Raw genomic sequence first — 21,904 nt, 5'->3', positions numbered from 1 at the left:
TGGAATGGTCTTCCAGCGCTAATGGCGGCGCCGGAGGGCAAATGGCTGAGGATGGCCGAACCTTCGACCAAGAAGGAAGTGAGCTCATGGGAGCTTTAAGTAACGTCTATGATCCAGAGGAAATCCTCTGGAAAGGGTGTCCGTGCGGGTTGCACGCCACCATGTACGAACATCAGGCAGCTTTGTCTGGTGCAGAAGGCAGCCGTTTTTATGCGGCGGAAAGCACGGAAGGCGCGCAGCGTCGCGATGCGGGGCCTGAGCTTGATACGCTCAGCGATTTGCAAAGCCCTGCGGCGCAATCAGAAGGCCCGTCTTGGGACAACCAAGAAGAGGTCATGGCCAATGTCGCCAAATCCGCTCTGTTGAAGGGGTTGTTTGGCACTGACATGAACCGCCGTAACTTCCTCCGCGCGGTGGGCAGTACGACGGCTGCTGCGGCCATCGCCTCAATCATTCCAATCGACAAAGCGATTGCGAATATCCTCGATGCCAATGGCCCGCTGGAAAAGACCGACCTGAACGTTGGTTTCGTGCCGATCACCTGTGCGACGCCAATCATCATGGCCAAGCCGATGGGGTTCTACGAAAAGTATGGCCTGAATGTTGAGGTGATCAAAACAGCCGGTTGGGCGGTAAGCCGCGACAAATCCTTGTCCGGTGAATATGACGCGGCCCATATGCTGACGCCAATGCCATTGGCGATCACTGCTGGTGCCGGGTCAGCCGCGACACCATGGACGATGCCCGCTGTTGAAAACATCAACGGTCAGGCGATTGTTCTGTCGAACGAACACCTCGACAAACAAGACCCGAAGATGTGGAAAGGCTTCACCTTTGGTGTGCCGTTTGAGTATTCGATGCACAACTTCCTGCTGCGGTATTACGTGGCTGAGGCGGGCCTTGATCCTGATCGGGACATCCAAATCCGTGTGGTTCCACCGCCCGAGATGGTCGCAAACCTGTCGGCTGGTAACCTAGATGGCTATCTGTCGCCCGATCCGTTCAACCAGCGGGCGGTTTATGACGGGATCGGCTTTATCTACAAGCTGACGAAGGAAATCTGGCCGGGTCACCCGTGCTGCGCCTTTGCGGCAAGCCAGAAGTTCATCACCGAGACGCCGAACACGTTCCTGGCCCTCTTCCGGTCTATTCTGGATGCGACTGCGTTCAGTTCGGCGGCGGAAAACAGGTCGGAGATTTCGGCGGCGATCTCACCGGCGAACTATCTCAACCAGCCGACGACGGTGATCGAACAGGTCCTGACCGGGCGCTTTGCGGACGGCCTCGGGAATGTGCGGAATGAGCCGGACCGGATCGACTTTGATCCATTCCCTTACCATTCGTTTGCGGTCTGGATTCTGACCCAGATGAAGCGGTGGGGCTATATCGAAGGCGACGTGGATTACACGGGGCTGGCCGAACAGGTCTACCTCGCCACGGATGCGGCGACGGTGATGACCGACATGGGCATGACACCCCCAACCACAACGTACGAATCCTACGAGATCATGGGCAAGACCTTCGATCCATCAACACCGGAAGAGTACATCAACAGCTTCGCCATCAAGCGCGGCTGACACAGGCACGCAAGGAGTACGGAATTTCATGTCGCAAGACGTTCAAGACAGGCTTAAGGCCCTTGCTGCCTCAGTTGGATTTCTGGTGATCTTTTTGATCGCCTGGAATGCCTATGTGGTCGCACAAAGTGGCCCTGCGCCAGACATGGATCCCGAACTTGCTGCACTGCTCGGACCACAGGCGAAGGGCGAAAGCGCCCTTCCCACACCCGGTGATGTGGGGTCAGAAATCTGGGGCCACATCACCAATCCTTTCTACGATGCGGGGCCGAATGACAAAGGCGTCGGCATCCAGCTGGCCTATTCCATTTTTCGGGTGCTGACCGGCTTTGGGCTTGCTGCGCTTATTGCGATCCCGCTGGGGTTCCTGATTGGGATGAGCAATATCGCGGCCAGAGCAATCAATCCCTACATTCAGCTTTTGAAGCCCGTGTCACCGCTCGCTTGGATGCCACTGGCGCTTTATACCATTCAAGACAGTGAAATTTCGTCGATCTTTGTGATCTTCATCTGCTCGATCTGGCCGATGCTGCTGAACACGATCTTTGGCGTGTCTGCCGTCCGCAAAGACTGGCTGAACGTTGCCAAGACGCTGGAGGTCAGACCGCTGCGCACTGCTTGGCGTGTGATCTTGCCAGCGGCCGCGCCGACGATCCTGACAGGCATGCGCATTTCCATCGGCATCGCGTGGCTGGTCATTGTTGCGGCGGAGATGCTCGTTGGCGGGACCGGCATTGGCTATTTCGTCTGGAACGAATGGAACAACCTGTCCATCACCGGCGTGATCTCCGCGATTTTCTTTATTGGCGTAGTGGGTATGGTTCTTGATCTGGTGCTCGGTCAAGCCGCCAAACTCGTGGCCTATGCGGAGTGATGACGATGAATGATGCAAAGAAGGTCATCAAGGTCGAAGGGCTGGAGCGCCGCTTTCCCTCTACCGAAGACAAGGGCGACACGCAGGTTTTTGGCGACGTCTGGTTCAATGTCCATGAAGGTGAATTTGTCTGTCTGATCGGCCACTCGGGCTGCGGCAAGACCACGCTTTTGAACATCCTTGCGGGGCTGGATCACGCGACATCGGGCAATGTGATTGCGGATGGGTTTGAGGTGAAGAAACCAAGCCTTGATCGGGCTGTTATTTTTCAGGGTCACGCCCTGATGCCGTGGATGACGGTGATGGCGAATATCGACTTTGCTGTCTCATCCCGGTGGCCGGGTTGGGACAAGGATAAACGGCGCAAGCATTGCCAGCAGTTTATCGATCTCGTGCATTTGACGGGGGCGGAGAACAAGAAGCCCGCGCAGCTGTCTGGCGGGATGAAACAACGTGTCGGGATCGCCCGCGCGCTTGCGATTGAGCCGAAGGTACTGTTGATGGATGAGCCGTTCTCTGCGCTTGATGCGCTGACGCGCGGGTCGCTGCAGGACGAGTTGCTGAGCATCATTGCAGAGCGCGGCCAATCTTCCTTCATGATCACGCATGATATCGACGAGGCGATCCTGCTGTCTGACCGGATTGTTTTGATGACCAATGGGCCAGAGGCACGGGTCTGCGAGATTGTTGAAAACACCCTGCCGAAAAGCCGCACCCGTTCCGACATGCATACGCATCCGAACTACTACCCGATGCGCAATCACCTGATCGAGTTCCTTGTGAACCGGTCCAAATCGTTCCGGGAAGAGCTGGCCAGCGCCAGTTACGACCCCAAGAACCCGCCTGTTGTGCGCCCTGTCGCAGACGGCAGCACCCCAAACAAAGTTGCAAGTTAAGGAGACATCATCATGACACGCGCCGAACTGACCGAGAAAATCGTCGCCCACAAAACATTCAACGACATCAAGTGGAAAGATGTCGCAGCAGCAGTGGGACAATCCAAGGAATGGGTCACAGCTGCACTGATGGGCCAGATTTCTTTGACGAAGGAACAAGCCACGGCTGCGGGAAATGCCCTTGGCCTGAACTTTTCCGATGAAGAAATCGCACTTTTGATGGTGGTGCCTTATCGCGGCTCTATTCCTACCGCTGTTCCGACCGACCCGCTGATCTATCGCCTGTATGAGGTCGTGGCCGTCTACGGCACCACGATGAAGGCCCTGATTGAGGAAGAGTTTGGCGACGGCATCATGTCGGCCATCGATTTCACCATGGATATCCAGCGCGAGGAAAACCCCGCCGGTGATCGCGTCAAGGTCGAGATGACAGGCAAATTCCTGCCCTACAAAACCTTCTAAACCCTGGGGTCAAAGCCCTTGGCCCGCTGATGACGGCGGGCCCGTTGCCTACCAAAGGAGACAGTTATGACAGCCGCATCCACCACCCCTGTGACGCTTTTGACCGGTTATCTGGGCGCTGGGAAAACCACGCTTTTGAACCGGATTCTAACCGAGGAGCATGGCAAGAAATACGCCGTGGTCGTGAATGAATTTGGTGAAGAAGGGATCGACAACGACCTTGTGATCGGCGCCGACGAAGAGGTTTTTGAGATGAACAACGGTTGCATTTGTTGCACCGTGCGCGGCGATCTTATCCGCATCATCTCGGGCCTTTTGGACCGGGCTGATGGGTTTGACGGCATTCTGATCGAAACCACTGGGCTGGCTGACCCCGGCCCAGTGATTCAGACGTTTTTCGTGGATGATGACTTGCGGGGCCGCGTTGCGCTTGATCAGGTGGTCACTGTCGTTGACTGCCTGCATTTCCTTGAAAAGGTTGATGAAAGCCATGAGGCGGAAGAACAGGTCGCCTTTGCCGATTTGATCGTGCTCAACAAGATTGATCTTGTCACGCCCGCGCAATTGGACGCTGTCCGCGCAAAGGTGAAAGAGCTGAACGCGCAGGTGAAATTGATCGAGACGAAGAATTCGGATGTGCCGCTGGATGCCGTGCTCGACAAGGGGGCGTTTGATCTGGACCGAATTCTGGCGATTGAACCGGGTCTTTTGGAAGAAGACCCGGATGATCATGAGCATGATGATACTGTTACATCCTTTTCTTTCACCTCGGACATCCCGCTGGATGCCAAGAGCTTTTCAGGGTGGATGCGTCAGGTCGTCAAAGAACATGGTACCAAGATATTCCGTTCCAAAGGGATCCTGAATTTCGATGGTGCTGAAAAGCGCTATGTCTTTCAAGGCGTTCATATGGTGATGGATAGCCAGTGGGGCGAGGCGTGGAACAGCGGCGAGACGCGCGATAGCCGCCTTGTGTTCATCGGGCGCGGTCTTGATCAGGCGCAACTGCGTGCGGGCTTTGAAAGCTGTTTGGCCAAGGTCGCGGCATGACCCAACTTGATACTATCGACCAAGGGATCGTGCGTGTTGCCCCCGGAACCGAATGTCATGAGGTGACCGTGGGCGCGAATGTAACCGCACTTTGCGTGGCGCAAAGCGGGGCTTTTTTCGGCCTTGGTGATGGCCGTGTGATGCGCTTGAAGAACGGCGAGACAACGACGCTTTGGCAGCATGAGAGCGTTGTGACAGCGCTTTCGGTTGGGGCTGATGAAGCGCCTGTGTCGGCGGGGCAAGATGGGCGTGTCTGCGTCGATGGCAAGGATGTCCTTTCCGGCAAAGACGACTGGATCACCTGCCTGTGCCATAACGCCGACAAGACCCGGTTTGCTGTCGCATATGGCAAACGGGTTGAGGTCATCGCGGAGGGCAAGGTTGTCGCACGGCTGGATGATTTGCCCTCGACTGTGACAGGTATTCAGTTCTTTGGCGCTGGTGAGCGCATTGCGATCAGCCATTACAACGGTGTTTCCCTTTGGGAGTACGCCCAGCTGGCCCGCCCGGTCGTGCTGACATGGCGCGGTTCGATGACGGGGGTGTCGATTTCGCCTGACGAGCGTTTTGTGGCGGGGCCAACGCAGGACCGAGAGGTGCATATCTGGGATTTGGTGACCGACAAAGACTACCGGCTTGGCGGCTATCAACGCAAAGTTGGTGCCATTGGCTGGACCCGCGATGCGCCGTTTCTGTATTCCACCGGTGCCGATGTGCTTGTGGCTTGGGCGCTGTCTTCTGATCCGGGCACGATTCCCCCGGTTGAGATCGGCTATGCCTTTGAACAAACGATCAGCGCGGTTCTGCCCCAGTGCGACAGTACTATCATGCCCGCAGGCTATACCGACGGTAGCATTATCGTGGGCGAGACGACGAAGGGCACTGCGAAGATCGTGCGCCCGGCGAACGGCGGAGCTGTCACAGCGCTTGCGGAAGCCCCCGATGGGTCCTTCGTATTCGGCACGGCGCAGGGCCAAGTGGGTGTCTTTCGTCTGCAGGTGTCGTGATGACGCATCGCATCACTGTCTGCACCTCTTGTCGTTTGAAAGGGACCGCGACGCGTCCGGGAAAGGAACTGATCCTGCATCTGCGTACGGCCCTTGCCGAGACGCGTGATGAGATGCCGGAGCGCTATGCGGTGGGCGGCGCGTCATGCATGGCAGGTTGTGATCATTCCTGTACGGTCGCGTTTCAGGCGCCGCGCAAAGCGAGCTATCTTTTTGGCGATATCGACCCATCTGAAGATCTGGGTGATTTACTTGCCTTCGCCCGCGATTATGCCCTGTTGTCTGATGGCTGGTGTTCATCTGTTGATCGGCCCAGCAAGCTGCGCAAATCTACGCTTGCCCGCGTGCCAGCATTGCAATCGGCAAACCAATGAGAGCGGCAGACCTGAAGGTCGATGGCATTGCCTGGCGGCCAAATAGCCGGGCTGAGATGGTTTTGCACCCGACCAGCTTTGGCTTGCGCGAAGGCCGTGTACTAGGCGTTGTTGGGCCGAATGGTGCCGGGAAAACGACGCTGTTGCGTATGCTTTATCGGTATCACCAGCCAAGTGCGGGTAGCGTGCGCATCGATGGCGAGAACATTTGGGATTTGCCTGCGCGTGCTGTCGCGAAAAAAGTGGCGGCTGTCCTGCAAGAACAGCCGACTGATTTTGCACTGACGGTTGACGAGATTGTGCGGTTGGGCCGCACCCCGCATCGCACCAGTTTTGCGACCAATACGCTGGCGCGTGACAATGACGTCATCCACCATGCCCTGGACATTTTGGGGCTACACGACATGGCGCATCGCTATTTTGGCACGCTTTCGGGCGGAGAGCGTCAAAGGGTGATGGTGGCCCGTGCCTTGGCGCAAGAGCCGCGGCTGTTGATCCTTGATGAACCCACCAACCACCTTGATATCCATCATCAGCTGGAAGTGCTGGACCTGATCCGCAGTCTGCCACTGACAATTGTCACATCCCTGCATGATCTGAACCTCGCGGCGGGGATCTGTGAGGACATTCTGTTGCTGATGAATGGCAAGCCGCTTGGCTTTGGTCCGCCACAAAAAGTGTTGTCCGAAAACGCTGTTTCTTGCGCCTTTAATGTCATGGCGCGCCGCGAACAGCTTTCGATCTCGCAAACCGATCACCTGACATTTCACCGATACGAGGAAAGGGTTTCCCAGTGAAAACAGTATACATTTTGCCACTCGTTTTGGCTTTCAGCGCAACGGGCGCATGGGCCGTCGAGGTTGAAAGCTGCAATCGCACCGTGTCCTTTGACGCCCCGCCGCAGCGCGCGATCTCGAACGACGTGAACCTGACCGAGATGATGTTGGTTCTTGGCCTTGCCGATCACATGGTCGGCTACACGGGCGTGTCGGGGTGGAAAACGCTGGACGAAGAGATGCGCGCGGGTGTGGAAGAGCTGCCGGAGTTGTCCGCCAAATACCCCAGCAAAGAGGTCATTGTTGGTGCGGATGCTGACTTTTTCTTCGCAGGCTGGAACTACGGCATGAAAGTGGGCGGCGAAGTCACTCCGGACACCTTGGAGCCCTTTGGCGTCAAAGTCTATGAGCTGACCGAAAGCTGCACACACATCATGGATAAGGCCAAGGTCACCATTGATGACATGTACGCCGACATCGCAAACCTTGGTACGATCTTTGACGTTGAGGACAAAGCCACGGCACTCATTGATGGATACAAGGCCGAGCTTGCGGCCTTTTCCGACACGTTGGAGATCGGCGATCCGCCACGGGTTTTCGTCTATGACAGTGGTGAAGACACGCCATTTACGGCCGGAAAGTATGGCATGCCCACCGCGCTGATCGCAGCTGCGGGTGGCGTGAACATCATGGAAGACTTCGAGAAAAGCTGGGCGACCGTGACTTGGGAAGAAGTGGTCGAGCGGAACCCGGAGGTTATTGTGATCGTGAACTACGGTTCCGTCACCGCAGAGGAAAAGCGCGCGTTTATGATGAATAACCCTGCTTTTGCTGATCTTGATGCGGTCAAGAACGACCGTTTCGTGACGCTGGAATATGTGGAAGCCACACCGGGGCCGCGCAACATCAATGCGATCAAGACATTGGGTGAAGCGTTCTGGAGCGAATAGCGCAAGGCCTAGGCTGTGAGCCATAGTCAAACACTTGGACAGCGGCTGCGTCAGCAATCCACAGCTGCTTTGCTGGGCTTTGCGGCGCTGTTCTTGTCGCTGTCAGTTGCGATCTCGGTGGGCGCTGTGCAAATCCCGCTGTCCACAGTGTGGGGCGTGTTTGCCAACCAGTTGATCCCGGACCTTGTTGAGCAAACGTGGTCGCAGGGGCGGGAGGCGATCGTTTGGGAGATACGCTTTCCCAGAGCGTTGTTGGCGATGATGGTTGGTGCGGGGCTTGCTATCGTGGGGGCGAGCCTGCAGGCGGTGACGCGCAACTCGCTCGCTGATCCGCATCTTCTGGGGATATCGTCTGGCGGTGCGTTTGGGGCGATCCTTGCACTATTACACACCGGTCTGTTCATTGGGTTGCTGACGGTGCCGCTGATGGCGTTTTTGGGTGCCCTGATGGCCACCGCCATCGTGCTGGGCGTCACACGGTTTGCGGATGCGGCCAGCGCTGACCGGCTCGTCCTTGCGGGCGTTGCGGTGTCGTTCATCATCATGGCCTGCGCCAATGTGCTGATCTTCTTGGGCGATCCGCGCGCCACGCATACGGTGGTGTTCTGGATGCTGGGTGGTCTTGGCCTCGCGCAATGGGATCAGCTGGTGTACCCGCTGGCGATCCTTGTGTTGAGCGGTGCATGGCTGTTCACCCAAGCCGGGTCGCTGAATGCGATGACAGTGGGGGACGAGACGGCCTCCACCTTGGGTATCCCTGTGACGCGTTTTCGGAGGCTGGTCTTTGTTGCGGGCGCACTTGTCACCGGCGTGATGGTCGCGTTTTCCGGCCTTATTGGTTTTATAGGCTTGATGGTGCCCCACGTGGTGCGATTGTTGTTTGGCGGCGATTACCAGCGTGTTTTGCCCTGGTCTGCGTTGCTTGGCGCGATCTTTCTGCTGTGGGCGGATATCGTCGCGCGGACAATCATGGCACCGGAAGACATGCCGATTGGGATTGTGACAGGGTTAACTGGTGGTGTCTTTTTCGTTTGGATACTTAGGCAACGCGCCGAAACATGAGCAGTTCGCGGGTCTAACAAATGTCTGCAATGACTAGCCTTGCTGCAGCATCGCAGCCTGCCGTTGGATGTCAGTTCAGGGCCGCACCCGAGCCCGCTATAATTTACCTTTTCTCGGAAGCAGGCTTTCGCTGCAATTCTGAAAGTCGGCAAACATGGGATCAGAATGCTCGAACGCCGCATGACAGACGGACAACCACTTCGAAATGGCGAACGGCAAGACCGTTCGCCAGGGTTTGTTAGATGTCGATGCGCTCGGCTATGCTCAGAGCATATTCCAGTTCGACACCAAGATAACGCACCGTGCTGTCAACTTTGGTGTGACCAAGGAGCAGTTGCACCGCGCAAAGGTTGCCAGTCTTGCGATAGATCTCGGCAGCCTTTGTTCGGCGAAGCGAGTGTGTACCGTATCCACTCGGCTCCAAACCAATCGCCTTCACCCAGTCGCGGACAAGTCGACCGTACTGACGCGTTGAGATGTGTGGTCGGTCGTGAAACCGGCTTAGGAACATGAACCGGCAAGCAAGCATCTCTGGATTTCTGACCCAGGTCAGAACGGTTTCACGCGTGTTTTCCGACAGTTCGAATTGAACAGGCCGTTTGGTTTTGCTCTGGAACACGGAAACACGTTCCCGGAGGCGATCGTCTTTGACAAGATCAGTCACGGTTAGCTTAACCAGATCGCAGCCTCGAAGTTTGCTGTCGATGGCGACGTTGAACAAAGTCAGGTCGCGCAAATTGCCCGAAAGTTCGAGCCGTGCACGGATCGCCCACACTTGTTTTGGCAGCAACGGACGTTTCTGCCCGATAACCCGCCCCTTGTTCCAAGCCTTGCGTTTTGGGGTGACTGCGGGAAGTTGGACTCTTGGCATGATATGCCCTCCGATCCTCCCTCCAGCCCAATCATCAGCACCGCGCTGACCGGGCGAGTGTACATGCAGGGCTGAAGGCCCGTTTTGGGAAGCCAACCAAATGGGCGACTTCTGCACGAGCATTGGTCTGCAAGGAGCCCACTTATCCAATCTTCTGCGAAGCAGCCAAGGTCCGCTTCAATGATGTTGAGTTCTGCGCTATGATCGCAGGCAACTTTAACAAGCCCGATGGACGGTAGTGATTTGGCGTCTCAAAACCCAGTCATACGCCCCGCACAAGCAACGGATGCTAGAGCGTTGGCAGCCTGCATTGACGCGGCATACGCCCAATACGCGGAGCGCATCTCCGATATGCCCACGTTTCCGACGGGTGTTCGGAGGACATTGCCAACAATCAAGTCTGGGTCGCCGTGCAAGGCGACGAGGTTGTTGCTGGCCTTGTACTGATCGCCAGTAACGGGTTTATGAAACTGGCGAACGTAGCGGTTCATCCGGATCATGGCGGGAAGGGCTTGGGGCGCAAGCTGATCGAGCTTTCAGAACGCGAGACCAAACGGCAGGGATCCACCGAAATGCGTCTGAATACCCACGTCGATATGCCTGAGAATGTCCGGCTGTATCAGCATTTGGGATGGGCTGAGGTTTCCCGAAGTGGCAGCACCGTTTTCATGGAAAGGTATCTGCCTGATGACTGACACATGGAACGAATATGCAAAGGGTCGGGACGAAAACCCAACCGTCAGACTCTATGCTGATCACGCATTTGCGTCCTTGGTTTCAACGACTGATATTCGTAGCTCAGACTGGACATCGAAGCGGGTTCTGGATTTTGGATGCGGGACCGGCTCGCTTGCCCAGAATGTTGCGCCGTTTGTCGGCGAATTGATTGCCGTCGATACGTCCGAGAAAATGATTGCGGTTTTGGAAAGCAAACACATTCCGAATGTGATTGCCGTTCATGGCGACATTCTGGCACCTGACCAACCATGCAAGGTGGATTTGCAGTCGGGGTTTGATCTGATCTATGCGTCATCCGTCTGCGGCTTCTTGCCCGACTATGAAGGCGCAGTGCTGGCACTGGCAGGACTTCTTAGGTCTGGCGGACGGTTCGTTCAATGGGATTGGCAGGCATCCGATGGCGACGAATTCGGGCTGTCAGAGGACCAAATCCAAAATGCACTCCAAAAGGCGAAATTTGAATCCATCCGAGTTGAACGAGCATTCTCTATGGAAACCGATGGGCAGATTTTACCTGTTCTGATCGGCACAGGGATCGCCTGAACCGCTGGCAACGGAAGCTGCCCTTCATGACTACTTCCCGAACGGCAGCAAAGTCCCGCGATCTGTGAGTTGCTCTGACAAACCTCGCTGCGCGATGTTCGAATGGCCGAGTTTCCAGCCGCGCTGCGGCGCGCTAGACTGAGCACTTGCAGAAATTTCCGCGCTGCGAGCGCATGCAGCAAAAAATGAAGACTTCCGCTGTGGGCTCAAGGCAGTCATCCGACTGTTTTACTCAGATGACCGCTGGATCACTTTAAGCGGACATTGCGAGGCGTCGTTCGAAAAATCCGAGTTTGAATGCCTGCTTTTTACCGGTACCGGACATTCGCTGCACCTTGCACGAGTGTCTGAGTTGCGGACTTAGCGGCCCGATGCAAATGCAGCAAATTTCGGCGGACCCGCCCAATCAAGATTCACAAAGTTTCGCGGCACTGCAGCGCGATTTCCCCAAGCCGGACATCCAAATCGTGCAATTCGGCCAAACCCCAATCCAGACGTTCGCTGTGCTGGGCATGAGTGTCTAACATGCGGGACGAAGCAGGCTTTCGCTACAAGTGCGCCCCACCTCTTGCGGCCAGTCTAATGGCATTTTTTGGGGGTGGGACAGTACAACGCCTTATCTGAGAATAGCTTTGGCCGTCGCCAAGTTTGTCCATGGATCGTGCTGGCCAAAGTACATCGCAGGAGGTTCTATCGAGGCGTTCACCAGCCCTTTGATCGCCAAGATCGCCCCGAGGACGCTGTACTCGGTGGTGAACACGATCCCGTCGGGGATCTCCACAAACTGCCCCAGCAATGCGAAGTTCTGAGACCCTTCGGGAATGACAGGTGGCCGGTCCCCTTCTGCACGAGGCAAAAACTGAGAAATGCCATAGGGCAAGCGACAGGGCACGCAGTACGAGGTGTCAAGGAGTTCTGCTTTTTCGTCCCCGTCCAGGTCGCCCCAGAGATGACCAAGGATCTCCTCCAGAATCTCGCGCCCTGTACACTCATACATTGGCTTTTTCACGAATTGCCCTTCGTTGTCCTCGCCGAGGGCTGAAACCCAGATCACGCAGGTGTCAGCGGCCTGTCCAGGATAAAAGGGTTGCCGATAGGTGTGTAGATGCAAGATCCAAGGTGAGTGCGTAAGGGGTAATGGGCTTTGCCGTCCCATCAACCGCTCTACAAGCCACTGGAACTTTCGCTCAAAAAGGCTGCCGCGGAAGGTCACAGTGCAATGCATCATCCTAGAGAGTGATGTATCCCGCAGGAAGCGCTCAGGGCGGCCTAGGTCCGCCTGCTTGGCTACCAATTTCTGCCAGAGTAAGTACGCTCCGCCTGGCTTCTCCGGGGGCGACATCGAGACGGGTTGGTCGTGGGACCCATAGGCGTGGTTGGATACGATTGAACCAATCGTCAAGAATGCCCTATCGTGCGGCTGAACCTCGATCGGGTCCATGACCTCACCGTCCGAGCTCTCCAAATGCAAGCGCTCAATCCAGCGCTGTGTGCCGTCAACTTTGAAGTCCGCGTCCGTAACGCGGCAGTTATAGTGGATTTGAACGCCTTTCTCGGTCAACAAACGCAACGCCGGCAAGATGAAGGAATGGTAATTAGTGTAGCGGGTACGCTCTAGCGAGGTCATCTTCTCCATATCGGACATCCGATGGAAGAACAGACGCATATAGCGCCGCATCTCGACCGCCGAGTGCCATGGCTGAAATGCGAAAAGGGCGCGCCACATGTACCAGTAGTTGCTGCGGAAAAATGCGTCACTGAAATAGTCGGTAATTTTGGCATCATCGGGAATCGACGACTCGGGTGTCGCCATCAAGCGCGCCATCTGAACTGTCTCAATTGGGCCGAGGCCGAGGTCGTGGCCACTGTCCTTTTCGCCATCTGCATGCAGCAGGCGGACGACGGTATCGACCTGGCATTCTTCATGGTTGCGCTCATGATCGTCGAGGCAAGAACCATGTTCGTCATAGGGGATCAACGACCAGAGCTCTTTGGTGCAGCAGTAGACCTTGTCTTCGTACATCCGGCTGCCGCGCATGAAATAGACAGGCTTGCCATCGACCATTTTCATTGAGGCATCCATCGAGCCACCTACCAGATCTCTCTCCGGGTTTTGTTCAAAAATATGGATGTTCGCCGGATCAAAACCGGCTTTCTGCACCAGATAGACTGCGGCCGATATAGATCCTAGGCCCAGACCGTTGAGATATACCTTGGCATTCTTGCTGCTATCTTCCGTCTGGCCCATTCTACTCTCCTCAAAGATACAATACAGTAATTCCGTCAAAGCTGTTGGCAAGGTCGGTTTTTGATAAGCCAACCGTTATCCCCCAGTTTATCTGATTGTCATCGCGCTGAACGCTTATTTGTCTCCACATTCCCTGCCGTTGGCCCTAGAGCGATCTTGCCGCACAAGCGAAAGGCGCGAATTTGATCTGACTGTTCTGGGCTCAGAGCAGCCATTCGCTGCAGTCTGCTCCAATGACTGCCTTGCGGACAAAACGGTCGATCGCCTGCCTTGCAAATTTTGACTTCAGCATAAACGTCATGATCAGATTGGTGTTTGCGCCGAAAAGTGCACTCAGCGGTTTATGGATCGCCCAAGTATCAGGCCAGCCGCCAAAGCTGACGCAACCATGATCGGCCCCGACTCCTGCTCTGTTTCTGCTTTGCCTAAACTTGTCTGCCCGTCTTCGGAAAGCAGACCCAAGCCTTTCACAACCGACATCGCTTGCTCATGCGGGTCAGCTTCTTTCCGCCTGAAAACTGATCGCCCCACAAGCATAAGAATGATCCCTGCCAGAAGCGCCAGAATGCCAAGGAAGACCGCCGCCATCCAAGGCTCCATCTGGACGGAAAGCCACAGGAACGAACCCAAAAAGAATAAAGTGACGGATAGCCCTATCATGCCCAAGGCTGCCGCCTCCAGAATGGCTCCTTTGGCCTTGCGACGAACACTGCCGGCTTGTGCCTGCAGAAAAATGTGAACGAGATTTTTAATCATTCTGTACCTCAGCGGCGCGTAATCATGCCAACCAGAAATCCGACGCCAGCCGCGATCAGTGCCGATTGAACGGGTTGCTTGTGAACATAATCTTCGATTGACGATGCTGCCTGACGCGCTTTGAGCTTGCCCTCGTTAATTTTGGAACGGGATTTTTCAAGAAGCTCGGCAGCCTCTGCAAGTGCCGCGTCTCGTTTTTCTCCGGCTTTCTCATCGCCAATATCGCACAGCAGTTTCGAAAGTTTTGTTATGTCATCCTGAATGACTTGGAATTGCCTTTCCAAGTCCTCTCGGCTTGTGTTGCGCGTTGTTTCTTCCATGAATGGCTCCCTAACTTTCATCGGACTGATCGGTTGGCCCAATCAGCTTTCCACTTTTTGCGCGGCCGTATCCGGGGGCGCGGTGGTGTCTTCTTCCAGCCACCATAAGATCAGTTCGAGGCATAGCGCCAGTATGACAGGGCCCAAGAAGATGCCGACGACACCCCAAATGATAAGACCACCAAGCGCGCTCAGGAAAACCAGCGTTGTAGGCAAGTTGGCTCCGCGCGCGACCACAATTGCCTTAACCGCGTTGTCAGACAGTCCGACTACGAAAAGCCCCCATACGACGAGAAAGATTGCCATGCCCGTCTGACCGTCCAGCCAAAGCCACGCAGCCAGCGGCCCCCAGATGAGTATCGGCCCGACTTGGAGCAAGCCAAGCAAAAACGTGGCGAACGCGAGAAGCGGCCAATGTGGAACGCCAACAAATACATATGCAAAAGCTGCAGTCGCCGTCTGAACAGCCGCAGAACCAAGGACACCAAGAACGGTGTAGCGAATTGTCAATACGGAACGCACCGCCAGTTGCAGGCCGCGCGCGCCTCCCAGTTTTTCGAAAGCCTTGAGGGAAAGCCGGATTAGAGGGTCCGCATTTTGCAAGATCACTGCAGCGAGGATCAATCCCAGTAGGAATTCGAGCACAAAATGGCCGATAAGCCGCCCCTCCAACATTAAAGTCGATAAAAGAAGCCTAAGATCATCCCCTACGAGGCGTCGGACAGCCTCGAAGTCATCTCGCAGTCCGCTCCACAGATCGACCCATGTTGGTGGCATGTTTGCAGGCAAATCCAGTCCGAGATTTTCCAGATGTCCGCCCTCAACAAGCAGTATCGCGACTTCTGGAAAAACAGCGATGACGGATCGCAAAAGGAAAAGCATCGGGATCAGAACAAAGAAGATCAAACCGATGATGACGGCGGCTGTTGCCAATCCGCGACGACCTCCAAGCCTTCCCGACAGGCTGACGTGCAGCGGATGCAGTGCAATTGAAACAAAAACAGACCAAAGAAGCGCCTGCGCAAAGGGACTGAGGGTCAGCGCGCCCATCAAGAAGACAATTGCAATCGCACCAATTGGCAAAAGTCTTTCGAGCAGTTCGCGTGCTTCAGTCTTCATGGATCAGTCCCCGCATTCTCGTGAAACCTTTTGCAACGCTGGTTCCTCACATCAATATGACAGTTCTAACTGTGACCCATTCAAAGGGCATTTTCTTGCAGGTTCCAATCTTTAATAGGTACGTCGTTCCAGAAAAGCGGTGACTGCAAGAGAGCAATCAACATTGTCACCTTCCTTCCAAGTTGGCTGCGCTCTGAATGAATAACCACTTTGTTTAGACGGCGCTGCTAGCAGCTTTGGCGAAAAATGCGCTGCGCCCGCGAAAGCACTTACCAACAACAATTCCGCTTCGGGCTCGGAGCCGCCATTCGCAGCCCCCTCAACTTGTGACCGGTCTTGGGAGACGAACGGCGGGTCTTGCCGTTCGCCAGTTTCTTAGATGTCAATTTTCTCGGCGATGCTCAGCGCATCTTCGAGCTCTACGCCGAGGTAACGGACCGTGCTGTCAACCTTGACGTGACCCAACAGAAGCTGGACCGCACGCAGGTTCCCTGTCTTGCGGTAAATCTGCGCCGCCTTGGTGCGTCGCAATGAATGCGTGCCGTAGCCGCTCGGCTCAAGACCGATCGCGGACACCCAGTCACGGACCATTCGCGCATATTGACGGGTCGACAGATGCGGCCTGTCTAGAAGCCGACTTGGAAAGAGGAAGGCACAACCGAGCATCTCGCGACTACTGACCCAATTCCATGTGGATTCACGCGTGTTTTCAGAGACCTCAAATTGTACCGGTCGGTTGGTCTTACTTTGGATTACGGTGACGCGGTCGCGAACCCTGTCTCCAACAACGAGATTACTAACTTTCAAGCAGACAAGATCACATCCGCGCAGCTTGCTGTCGATCGCTAGGTTGAACAATGCCAGATCCCGAAGATTGCCTGCGAGTTCGAGCCGTGCGCGAATGGCCCAAACCTGTTTGGGAAGCAATGGACGTTTCTGACCTACAAGCCTGCCTTTGTTCCAAGGGCAGCGCTTCGGTTTCACAGCGGGGAGTTGGATTTTGGACATGAGTTTTCCTCAATCCGTCCCTCCCACTCCTGGCGTCGACACTGCGTTGACTAGGTCAACCTATCGGAAAAACGCATGTCCGGTTTCGGGGAAGGGTCGGGTTTGACGATGCTGTGCCGCCGCAAGTCGGCATTCAGCCCAGAGCGGCCGGATTGAAATCGTGCCCATCGCTATTGCAGCAAGTTGGCCGGCTCGGCGGAGCGCCGCGAAGCAGCATGAAAAGCAGCCGTTGGTGTTCGCCGCAGCGAAATCTGTAGTGCCTATGACTGAGTTGCGGACTTTCCGGACCTTCAGGTTCGCGATATCAGCGTGGCTTCAGCAGTTTTCTTGAGTGTTTGCTCATATGCCAACTGCGACCAGCCACACTCACGCACCAAACGCTCCCAGTTTTCGACAGATAAGAGAGTCCATAAAAGGTCGGTAGCCGTTACCGTTGTCAGCCCATCTGTCAAAAAACCATCCTCTGAGATGGCGTGTATTGCGGCTTCACATCCGTGCCTGACGGCCTGCATCCGGTCATTCCACGCGGCTGCTGCTTCTGTGTCGGAATTGCACATGGCGCGCAAGGCAACTGACATGCCGTGAATTTCGGGGATGTAGCCGCCCCAGCCCTCGATGAAGGCGTGCAATCGTTCTACCCCCGACGTCGCCGAGCGGCTGCGTGCCAGTCGCGCGTCCACGTTTTTCACCACATCGATGTGGCGGGTTGTGGCCACAAGCAGCTCGGCGCGATTCGGAAAATGCAGGTAGAGCGCCTGACGGCTAATGCCCGCGGCTTTTGCGATATCTGACATTCGGACGGTTTTGTCCCCATTTTCTAACAGGTTCCACGTCACATCGAGAATGCGGGTTTTGGTGTTAATCAGCTTACTTGACATCATGTAAAGTTATAGCTTATTGACGCCATGTCAACTTTACACAGCGTCAAGCAATGGGCTTGCACCAAAACCGTAGGAGAACAAAAATGAAAGTCATCGTGTTTGGAGCCACCGGCAGTGTTGGCCACTTGGCTGTGAAAGAGCTTCTCGAGGCTGGCCACGAAGTCACGGCCTTTGCCCGCAAGCCAGAAAAACTTGGTTTGACTGACGCCAACCTGTTTCGAACCGCTGGCGATGCATTGGATGCCAAAGCCGTCCTTGAAGCGGTCAAAGGCCATGACGCTGCTGTGATTACGCTTGGGTCGGGCTTGTCGCGCAAAAGCGTCATTCGTTCACAAGGCACAATGAACGTCATCCGGGCGATGCAGGCTCAAGGCGTGAAGCGCCTTATCTGTCAGTCCACGCTTGGCGCTCGTGACAGCTGGTCCAATCTAAACTTCTGGTGGAAGCGGGTGATGTTCGGTGCGCTCCTGGCCCCGGTTTTTCGCGATCATGAACTGCAAGAGCAACTGGTCGAGGCCAGCGGACTCGACTGGACGATCGTGCGCCCTGCGGCCTTCACCGATGAGGCTACCCGGCGCCCTGTTATTGAGGATGTGCCGAACAGCGCACGCGGACTGGACCTGAAAATCTCGCGTGGAGAACTGGCACGTTTCCTGACCCGCCAGGTGATCGACTCGCAGTATCTGGGCCGCGCCGTTGGCTTGTCGAGCTGATGGGGGTGGACATGATGACTTGGATTCTACTGGTTTCTGGTCTTTTGATGGCTCTGATCTCCGGCGTGTTCCTGAGCTTTTCTGATTTCGTGATGAGAGGGCTTGCACAAGCCCCCGGCATGGCGGGAGCCACGGGCATGATCGGGCTTAACCGCACGGTATATAAATCGATCTTCATGGTTTTGTTTATGGGGTTGGTACTGGGTTCCATAGCGCTTGCCTTGTGGGCCTATTGGCAATTGGATGGCGCAGCGTTGTCTTTGGTTGTCACAGGAACGCTGAGCTACCTTGTTGGCGTCTTAGCCGTGACTGGCTTTGGAAATGTTCCGATGAACAACCGTCTGGATGCCACATCCGAGCGATCGGGCGACATGGCCATCTATTGGGCGGACTATGTAAAGCGTTGGACGTGGCTGAACCACATTCGGACCGCCGCTTCGGCCTTCGCGGCACTTTCCTGGCTTATAGCCGCCAATCTGCTTTAATATGCGCGAATGAGCTGAGCGGGCTAACTTCTTGCTGAGCTCAGACGGAGTTGTCTTGTTTGGGCTCGGAGCAGTCATTCCGGACCCTTTAGTCCTACGACCGCTCCGAACAGCCGAATGCCCGAGCATCGGGTCACCCCGCTGAAAGCGTTAAACTTCCTATGTTTAGGGAGTGGCCGCTTTCGGTGCGCAGTTCAAGCTTGCCCCGCTGCACCGCCGCAAGTCCACTCTGAGCCCACAGCCGCCCCTCATTTCGGAGACTGAACAGTGAAGACAGACTTCGCTGCACTGAATTCACCCGTTAGAACCGCAGCTCAAATCCGTACTCCTAGGTACAAATCGGCTATGTTCGTATTTAAGCATTCGGGAAAGCGGTCGATGACGCGGTCTCGCAACTTGTCCACTGCGATCTAAAAGAACAGTAGCGGCATATCTTGTACCTGTCCGGTCAACTGCGCGGCAAACAGTTCGATTTCAAGACCGGCAGCACTCAATGTGGTGAATGGGAGTGGCATGGTATCAGCTGAGGTGATGAAAATCATGTTACAGCGGCAGGAAAAAACACTATCGAAAATGAAAGGTACCCGCCAACCAGCCAGCAGCGGATACCTCAGTCTTTTAGTTCGAGCCTGGATTGCTGCGCAGCGTTTCCAGCACCGCATTCAGGTTGAAGCTGCCTGGCTCCTGACGCGGGGGGAACTCCTGGTAAGTCGCCAGATGCTGCGCCACGTAGTTCACCGCAGGCAAGATCAGGAACGCCCGGTCAAAGCGCCACATGGCATAGTTCTCTGACTCTTCATCCGCCTTCTCAAACGGGTCGCCGCGCATGTCCATTAGCTTGGGCAGACGCAACGTGATGAGTGGCTCTTCCCAAACAGAGAAACCTTCCTCGCGCTGCTCCATGAAGACCATCTTCCAGCGGTCATAGCGCAAGTTTGCCAGCTCACCGTCGTCAGTCCAGTAAAAGAACTCCTTACGGGGCGCTTCTTCTGTTTCACCGCTGAAGTAGGGCATCAAGTTGTAGCCATCGATATGCACCTTATAGTCGCGACCTATAGCTGAGTGACCTTCCAGAAGTTTTTCCTTAACGTCAGTTTCACCCGCGGCTGCGAGCAGAGTGGGTAACATGTCTTCGTGGCTGAACACATCGTTGTATACTGTGCCAGGTTCAATCACACCGGGCCATTTGATCATGGTAGGTACGCGGTATCCCCCCTCCCAGTTTGAGTTCTTCTCGTTCCGGAACGGCGTGCTGCCGCCATCCGGCCAAGTGAACATCTCAGCCCCGTTGTCCGAGGAATACATGATGATCGTATTGTCAGCGATCTCCAACTCATCGAGCTTATCAAGAATCTGACCGACATGGCCGTCATGCTCAACCATTCCATCTGCGTAAACGCCAAGGCCGGTCACGCCTTGGGATTCAGGCTTGAGGTGCGTGTTCACGTGCATCCTTGTCGCGGCGACCCACAAAAAGAACGGGCGATCAGAGGCTACAGCTCGGTCCATAAAATCGAGAGCGCCAGCGACAATCTCTTCGTCGACCGTTTCCATGCGCTTTCTAGTCAGCGGGCCGGTATCTTCGATCTCACCGTCTGCCGAAGACTTGATCACGCCGCGTGGGCCAAAGTTTTCTCGGAACTCGGGGTCCTGTGGATAGTCGGGGTGTTCAGGCTCTTCTTCGGCATTCAGGTGGTACAGGTTGCCGAAGAACTCGTCAAAGCCGTGGTTTGTCGGCAGCATCGAATCTAGATCGCCAAGGTGGTTTTTGCCATACTGACCGGTCATGTAATTGTGGTTTTTCAACAGACCCGCAATCGTCGGGTCCAGCTCTGACATGCCTTCAGGCGCCCCCGGCAAACCAACCTTAAGCAGACCTGTACGGAACGGGCTTTGCCCTGTGATGAAAGCCGCCCGTCCGGCGGTACAGCTTTGCTGGCCATACCAGTCCGTAAACAGCGCGCCTTCGCTGGCGATTCGGTCGATGTTCGGCGTTTCGTACCCCATCATGCCGCGGTTGTACGCGCTGGTGTTGTTCCAGCCCACGTCGTCGCCCCAAATCACAAGAATGTTTGGCTTGGCGTCCTGAGCCGCTACGGCACCCGACAACGCCACAAGCGCAGTCATAGCCACGGCCTTCAGCCACAATAGTTTCTGTATAGACAAATCACTGTCTCCCTGTTGATTAAGATGCTGGTGTTTAATCCTCCACTGTTTACAGTCAGCTCTTTTTTTAAGCCAGAATAAAGCTCATATATGCCGCGTCTTTCAGGCATTTTATTTCGACAGCTCCGGACCGTTTGGTATATTCGGCAGATACGGCTGACATCTCGTCTGAATGTCACAGATGACCAATTCAATTCGTCCATCAGACCAAGGCAATAACAGTCAGGAGAGCGTAAATTGCACGCGACCTCGGTTGAATCGAAGGCTTGGAAAGTGCTGTGAAGCGGAGTCGCAGACGCGGCCAGCTGCAATGTCCGCAACTCGGTCATAGACCTTTCGAAATTCGCTGCGGTCGCGGCCAATGTCTGCTTTTCCAGCTGCGATACAGCGCGTAGCCAAGGCGCTCAGTTTGCTGCAAGAGCGAAGGGTGCGATTTTGATCCGGCTGCTTTGGGCTCGGAGCGGTCATTCGCTGCGTGCTGCATGAACGACAGCTTTGGGCGCAAAAGGGCCATTCGCTGGCTTGAACAGGAGTCTCCGCTATCTTGACTAAACGGAAGTGGCCCGCCCTTTTGGTGGACTGCAAAACGGTCCTGGAGAATAACACACAGGCATCCCCTAGGGTCAGGACCCATTGATTTTCAGCTGGCGGCATGATTCACGGCTCGAAAACGAGCGGTGAACATGTCTGATCTCTTCTGGCTTACGGATGCGCAGATGGCGCGTCTCAAACCCTTCTTTCCCAAGTCTCACGGCAAGCCTCGCGTCAATGACAGGCGGGTCCTGAGCGGGATAATCTTCATCAACCGCAATGGCTTACGCTGGCGGGATGCACCGAAGGAATATGCCCCGCACAAGACGCTCTACAACCGTTGGAAGCGATGGAGCGACTGTCGGTCGTCAGAGTTTTTGGAACCAATGGCGACCTAAACTAAGAGAGAGTTTGGCTCATCTTGTTGGTTTGATTATGCGGCGCGTTGTCTGTGTTGCAAGCGGCGCGCTTCGAGCGTCTTTCGTTTGATCCTTTCC

At 55.4% G+C, this 21,904-nt stretch carries 22 protein-coding genes and 1 pseudogene; 15 read left to right on the top strand and 8 right to left on the bottom strand.

What is annotated here, in order from left to right; translation table 11 throughout:
• Positions 1–86 precede the first annotated feature (86 nt).
• The 10 genes from ABJD00_RS13620 (at position 87) to ABJD00_RS13575 (ending at position 9,028) form a co-directional block, all read left to right on the top strand.
• A complete protein-coding gene (locus tag ABJD00_RS13620) occupies positions 87–1,577 on the top strand; it encodes a CmpA/NrtA family ABC transporter substrate-binding protein (protein WP_413849536.1) in 1,491 nt (496 codons plus the stop codon).
• A gap of 28 nt (positions 1,578–1,605) precedes the next feature.
• On the top strand, positions 1,606–2,451 hold the full coding sequence (ntrB, locus tag ABJD00_RS13615; RefSeq protein WP_413849538.1) for a nitrate ABC transporter permease: 846 nt from the start codon (positions 1,606–1,608) through the stop codon (positions 2,449–2,451).
• Between the two features lie 5 nt (positions 2,452–2,456).
• Entirely contained in the window at positions 2,457–3,347 is an 891-nt protein-coding gene (locus ABJD00_RS13610; protein ID WP_413849540.1) for an ABC transporter ATP-binding protein, read from the top strand.
• Between the two features lie 12 nt (positions 3,348–3,359).
• Complete coding sequence (cynS, locus tag ABJD00_RS13605) at positions 3,360–3,809, top strand: cyanase (RefSeq protein WP_413849542.1); 450 nt, start codon at positions 3,360–3,362, stop codon at positions 3,807–3,809.
• Positions 3,810–3,875: 66 nt separating this feature from the next.
• Positions 3,876–4,859 carry a CobW family GTP-binding protein gene (locus ABJD00_RS13600; protein ID WP_413849544.1) on the top strand — a complete coding sequence of 328 codons (984 nt, stop codon included), beginning with the start codon at positions 3,876–3,878 and terminating at the stop codon, positions 4,857–4,859.
• The gene (locus tag ABJD00_RS13595; RefSeq protein ID WP_413849546.1) at positions 4,856–5,866 is read left to right on the top strand and encodes a WD40 repeat domain-containing protein; all 1,011 of its coding nucleotides are present in this window, start codon (positions 4,856–4,858) and stop codon (positions 5,864–5,866) included. Before ABJD00_RS13600 ends, ABJD00_RS13595 begins: the two co-directional genes overlap by 4 nt.
• Positions 5,866–6,240: a DUF1636 family protein gene (locus ABJD00_RS13590; protein WP_413849548.1), complete on the top strand. Its 375-nt coding sequence runs from the start codon at positions 5,866–5,868 to the stop codon at positions 6,238–6,240. Before ABJD00_RS13595 ends, ABJD00_RS13590 begins: the two co-directional genes overlap by 1 nt.
• Complete coding sequence (locus ABJD00_RS13585) at positions 6,237–7,037, top strand: ABC transporter ATP-binding protein (protein ID WP_413849550.1); 801 nt, start codon at positions 6,237–6,239, stop codon at positions 7,035–7,037. The genes ABJD00_RS13590 and ABJD00_RS13585 overlap by 4 nt, the downstream gene beginning before the upstream one ends.
• An 11-nt stretch (positions 7,038–7,048) precedes the next feature.
• Complete coding sequence (locus ABJD00_RS13580; RefSeq protein WP_413849582.1) at positions 7,049–7,966, top strand: ABC transporter substrate-binding protein; 918 nt, start codon at positions 7,049–7,051, stop codon at positions 7,964–7,966.
• A 15-nt stretch (positions 7,967–7,981) separates the two neighbouring features.
• Positions 7,982–9,028, top strand: coding sequence for a FecCD family ABC transporter permease (locus ABJD00_RS13575; protein WP_413849552.1), 1,047 nt, complete (start codon positions 7,982–7,984; stop codon positions 9,026–9,028).
• A 238-nt stretch (positions 9,029–9,266) separates the two neighbouring features.
• Here ABJD00_RS13575 and ABJD00_RS13570 read toward each other — a convergent pair whose 3' ends face one another.
• Entirely contained in the window at positions 9,267–9,899 is a 633-nt protein-coding gene (locus tag ABJD00_RS13570; protein ID WP_413849554.1) for a tyrosine-type recombinase/integrase, read from the bottom strand.
• Between the two features lie 410 nt (positions 9,900–10,309).
• Between ABJD00_RS13570 and ABJD00_RS13565 the strand changes: the two genes are divergently transcribed.
• Complete coding sequence (locus ABJD00_RS13565; RefSeq protein ID WP_413849556.1) at positions 10,310–10,594, top strand: GNAT family N-acetyltransferase; 285 nt, start codon at positions 10,310–10,312, stop codon at positions 10,592–10,594.
• Positions 10,587–11,180, top strand: coding sequence for a class I SAM-dependent DNA methyltransferase (locus ABJD00_RS13560; protein WP_413849558.1), 594 nt, complete (start codon positions 10,587–10,589; stop codon positions 11,178–11,180). The genes ABJD00_RS13565 and ABJD00_RS13560 overlap by 8 nt, the downstream gene beginning before the upstream one ends.
• A gap of 616 nt (positions 11,181–11,796) precedes the next feature.
• Here the strand turns inward: ABJD00_RS13560 and ABJD00_RS13555 are convergent.
• The 6 genes from ABJD00_RS13555 to ABJD00_RS13530 form a co-directional block, all read right to left on the bottom strand.
• Positions 11,797–13,428 (bottom strand): oleate hydratase, encoded by a 1,632-nt coding sequence (locus ABJD00_RS13555; RefSeq protein ID WP_413849560.1) that lies wholly within the window; start codon positions 13,426–13,428, stop codon positions 11,797–11,799.
• A 333-nt stretch (positions 13,429–13,761) separates the two neighbouring features.
• Positions 13,762–14,184, bottom strand: coding sequence for a phage holin family protein (locus ABJD00_RS13550; protein WP_413849562.1), 423 nt, complete (start codon positions 14,182–14,184; stop codon positions 13,762–13,764).
• Between the two features lie 8 nt (positions 14,185–14,192).
• Positions 14,193–14,546 carry a DUF883 family protein gene (locus ABJD00_RS13545; RefSeq protein ID WP_413849564.1) on the bottom strand — a complete coding sequence of 118 codons (354 nt, stop codon included), beginning with the start codon at positions 14,544–14,546 and terminating at the stop codon, positions 14,193–14,195.
• On the bottom strand, positions 14,547–15,623 hold the full coding sequence (locus tag ABJD00_RS13540; RefSeq protein ID WP_413849566.1) for an AI-2E family transporter: 1,077 nt from the start codon (positions 15,621–15,623) through the stop codon (positions 14,547–14,549). It abuts the gene before it with no gap.
• A 375-nt stretch (positions 15,624–15,998) separates the two neighbouring features.
• Complete coding sequence (locus tag ABJD00_RS13535) at positions 15,999–16,631, bottom strand: tyrosine-type recombinase/integrase (RefSeq protein ID WP_413849568.1); 633 nt, start codon at positions 16,629–16,631, stop codon at positions 15,999–16,001.
• A gap of 290 nt (positions 16,632–16,921) precedes the next feature.
• Positions 16,922–17,512 carry a TetR/AcrR family transcriptional regulator gene (locus ABJD00_RS13530; RefSeq protein WP_413853603.1) on the bottom strand — a complete coding sequence of 197 codons (591 nt, stop codon included), beginning with the start codon at positions 17,510–17,512 and terminating at the stop codon, positions 16,922–16,924.
• 83 nt (positions 17,513–17,595) lie between these two features.
• Here ABJD00_RS13530 and ABJD00_RS13525 point away from each other — a divergent pair, with 83 nt between their 5' ends.
• A complete protein-coding gene (locus ABJD00_RS13525; protein ID WP_413849572.1) occupies positions 17,596–18,225 on the top strand; it encodes an NAD(P)-dependent oxidoreductase in 630 nt (209 codons plus the stop codon).
• Positions 18,226–18,236: 11 nt separating this feature from the next.
• Positions 18,237–18,710, top strand: coding sequence for a DUF1772 domain-containing protein (locus ABJD00_RS13520; protein ID WP_413849574.1), 474 nt, complete (start codon positions 18,237–18,239; stop codon positions 18,708–18,710).
• 618 nt (positions 18,711–19,328) lie between these two features.
• Here the strand turns inward: ABJD00_RS13520 and ABJD00_RS13515 are convergent.
• Positions 19,329–20,837, bottom strand: a complete 1,509-nt coding sequence (locus ABJD00_RS13515; protein ID WP_413849576.1) for an arylsulfatase — start codon at positions 20,835–20,837, stop codon at positions 19,329–19,331.
• Positions 20,838–21,559: 722 nt separating this feature from the next.
• Here ABJD00_RS13515 and ABJD00_RS13510 point away from each other — a divergent pair.
• Positions 21,560–21,766 (top strand): annotated as a pseudogene (locus tag ABJD00_RS13510) (transposase); the annotation flags it as partial.
• Positions 21,767–21,904: the final 138 nt, after the last annotated feature.

It is taken from the genome of Tateyamaria sp. (assembly GCF_039945315.1).
Lineage (GTDB): Bacteria > Pseudomonadota > Alphaproteobacteria > Rhodobacterales > Rhodobacteraceae > Tateyamaria.
The sequence above is the reverse complement of the archived record's forward strand: the minus strand, read 5'-3'. Positions and strand labels throughout refer to the sequence as shown.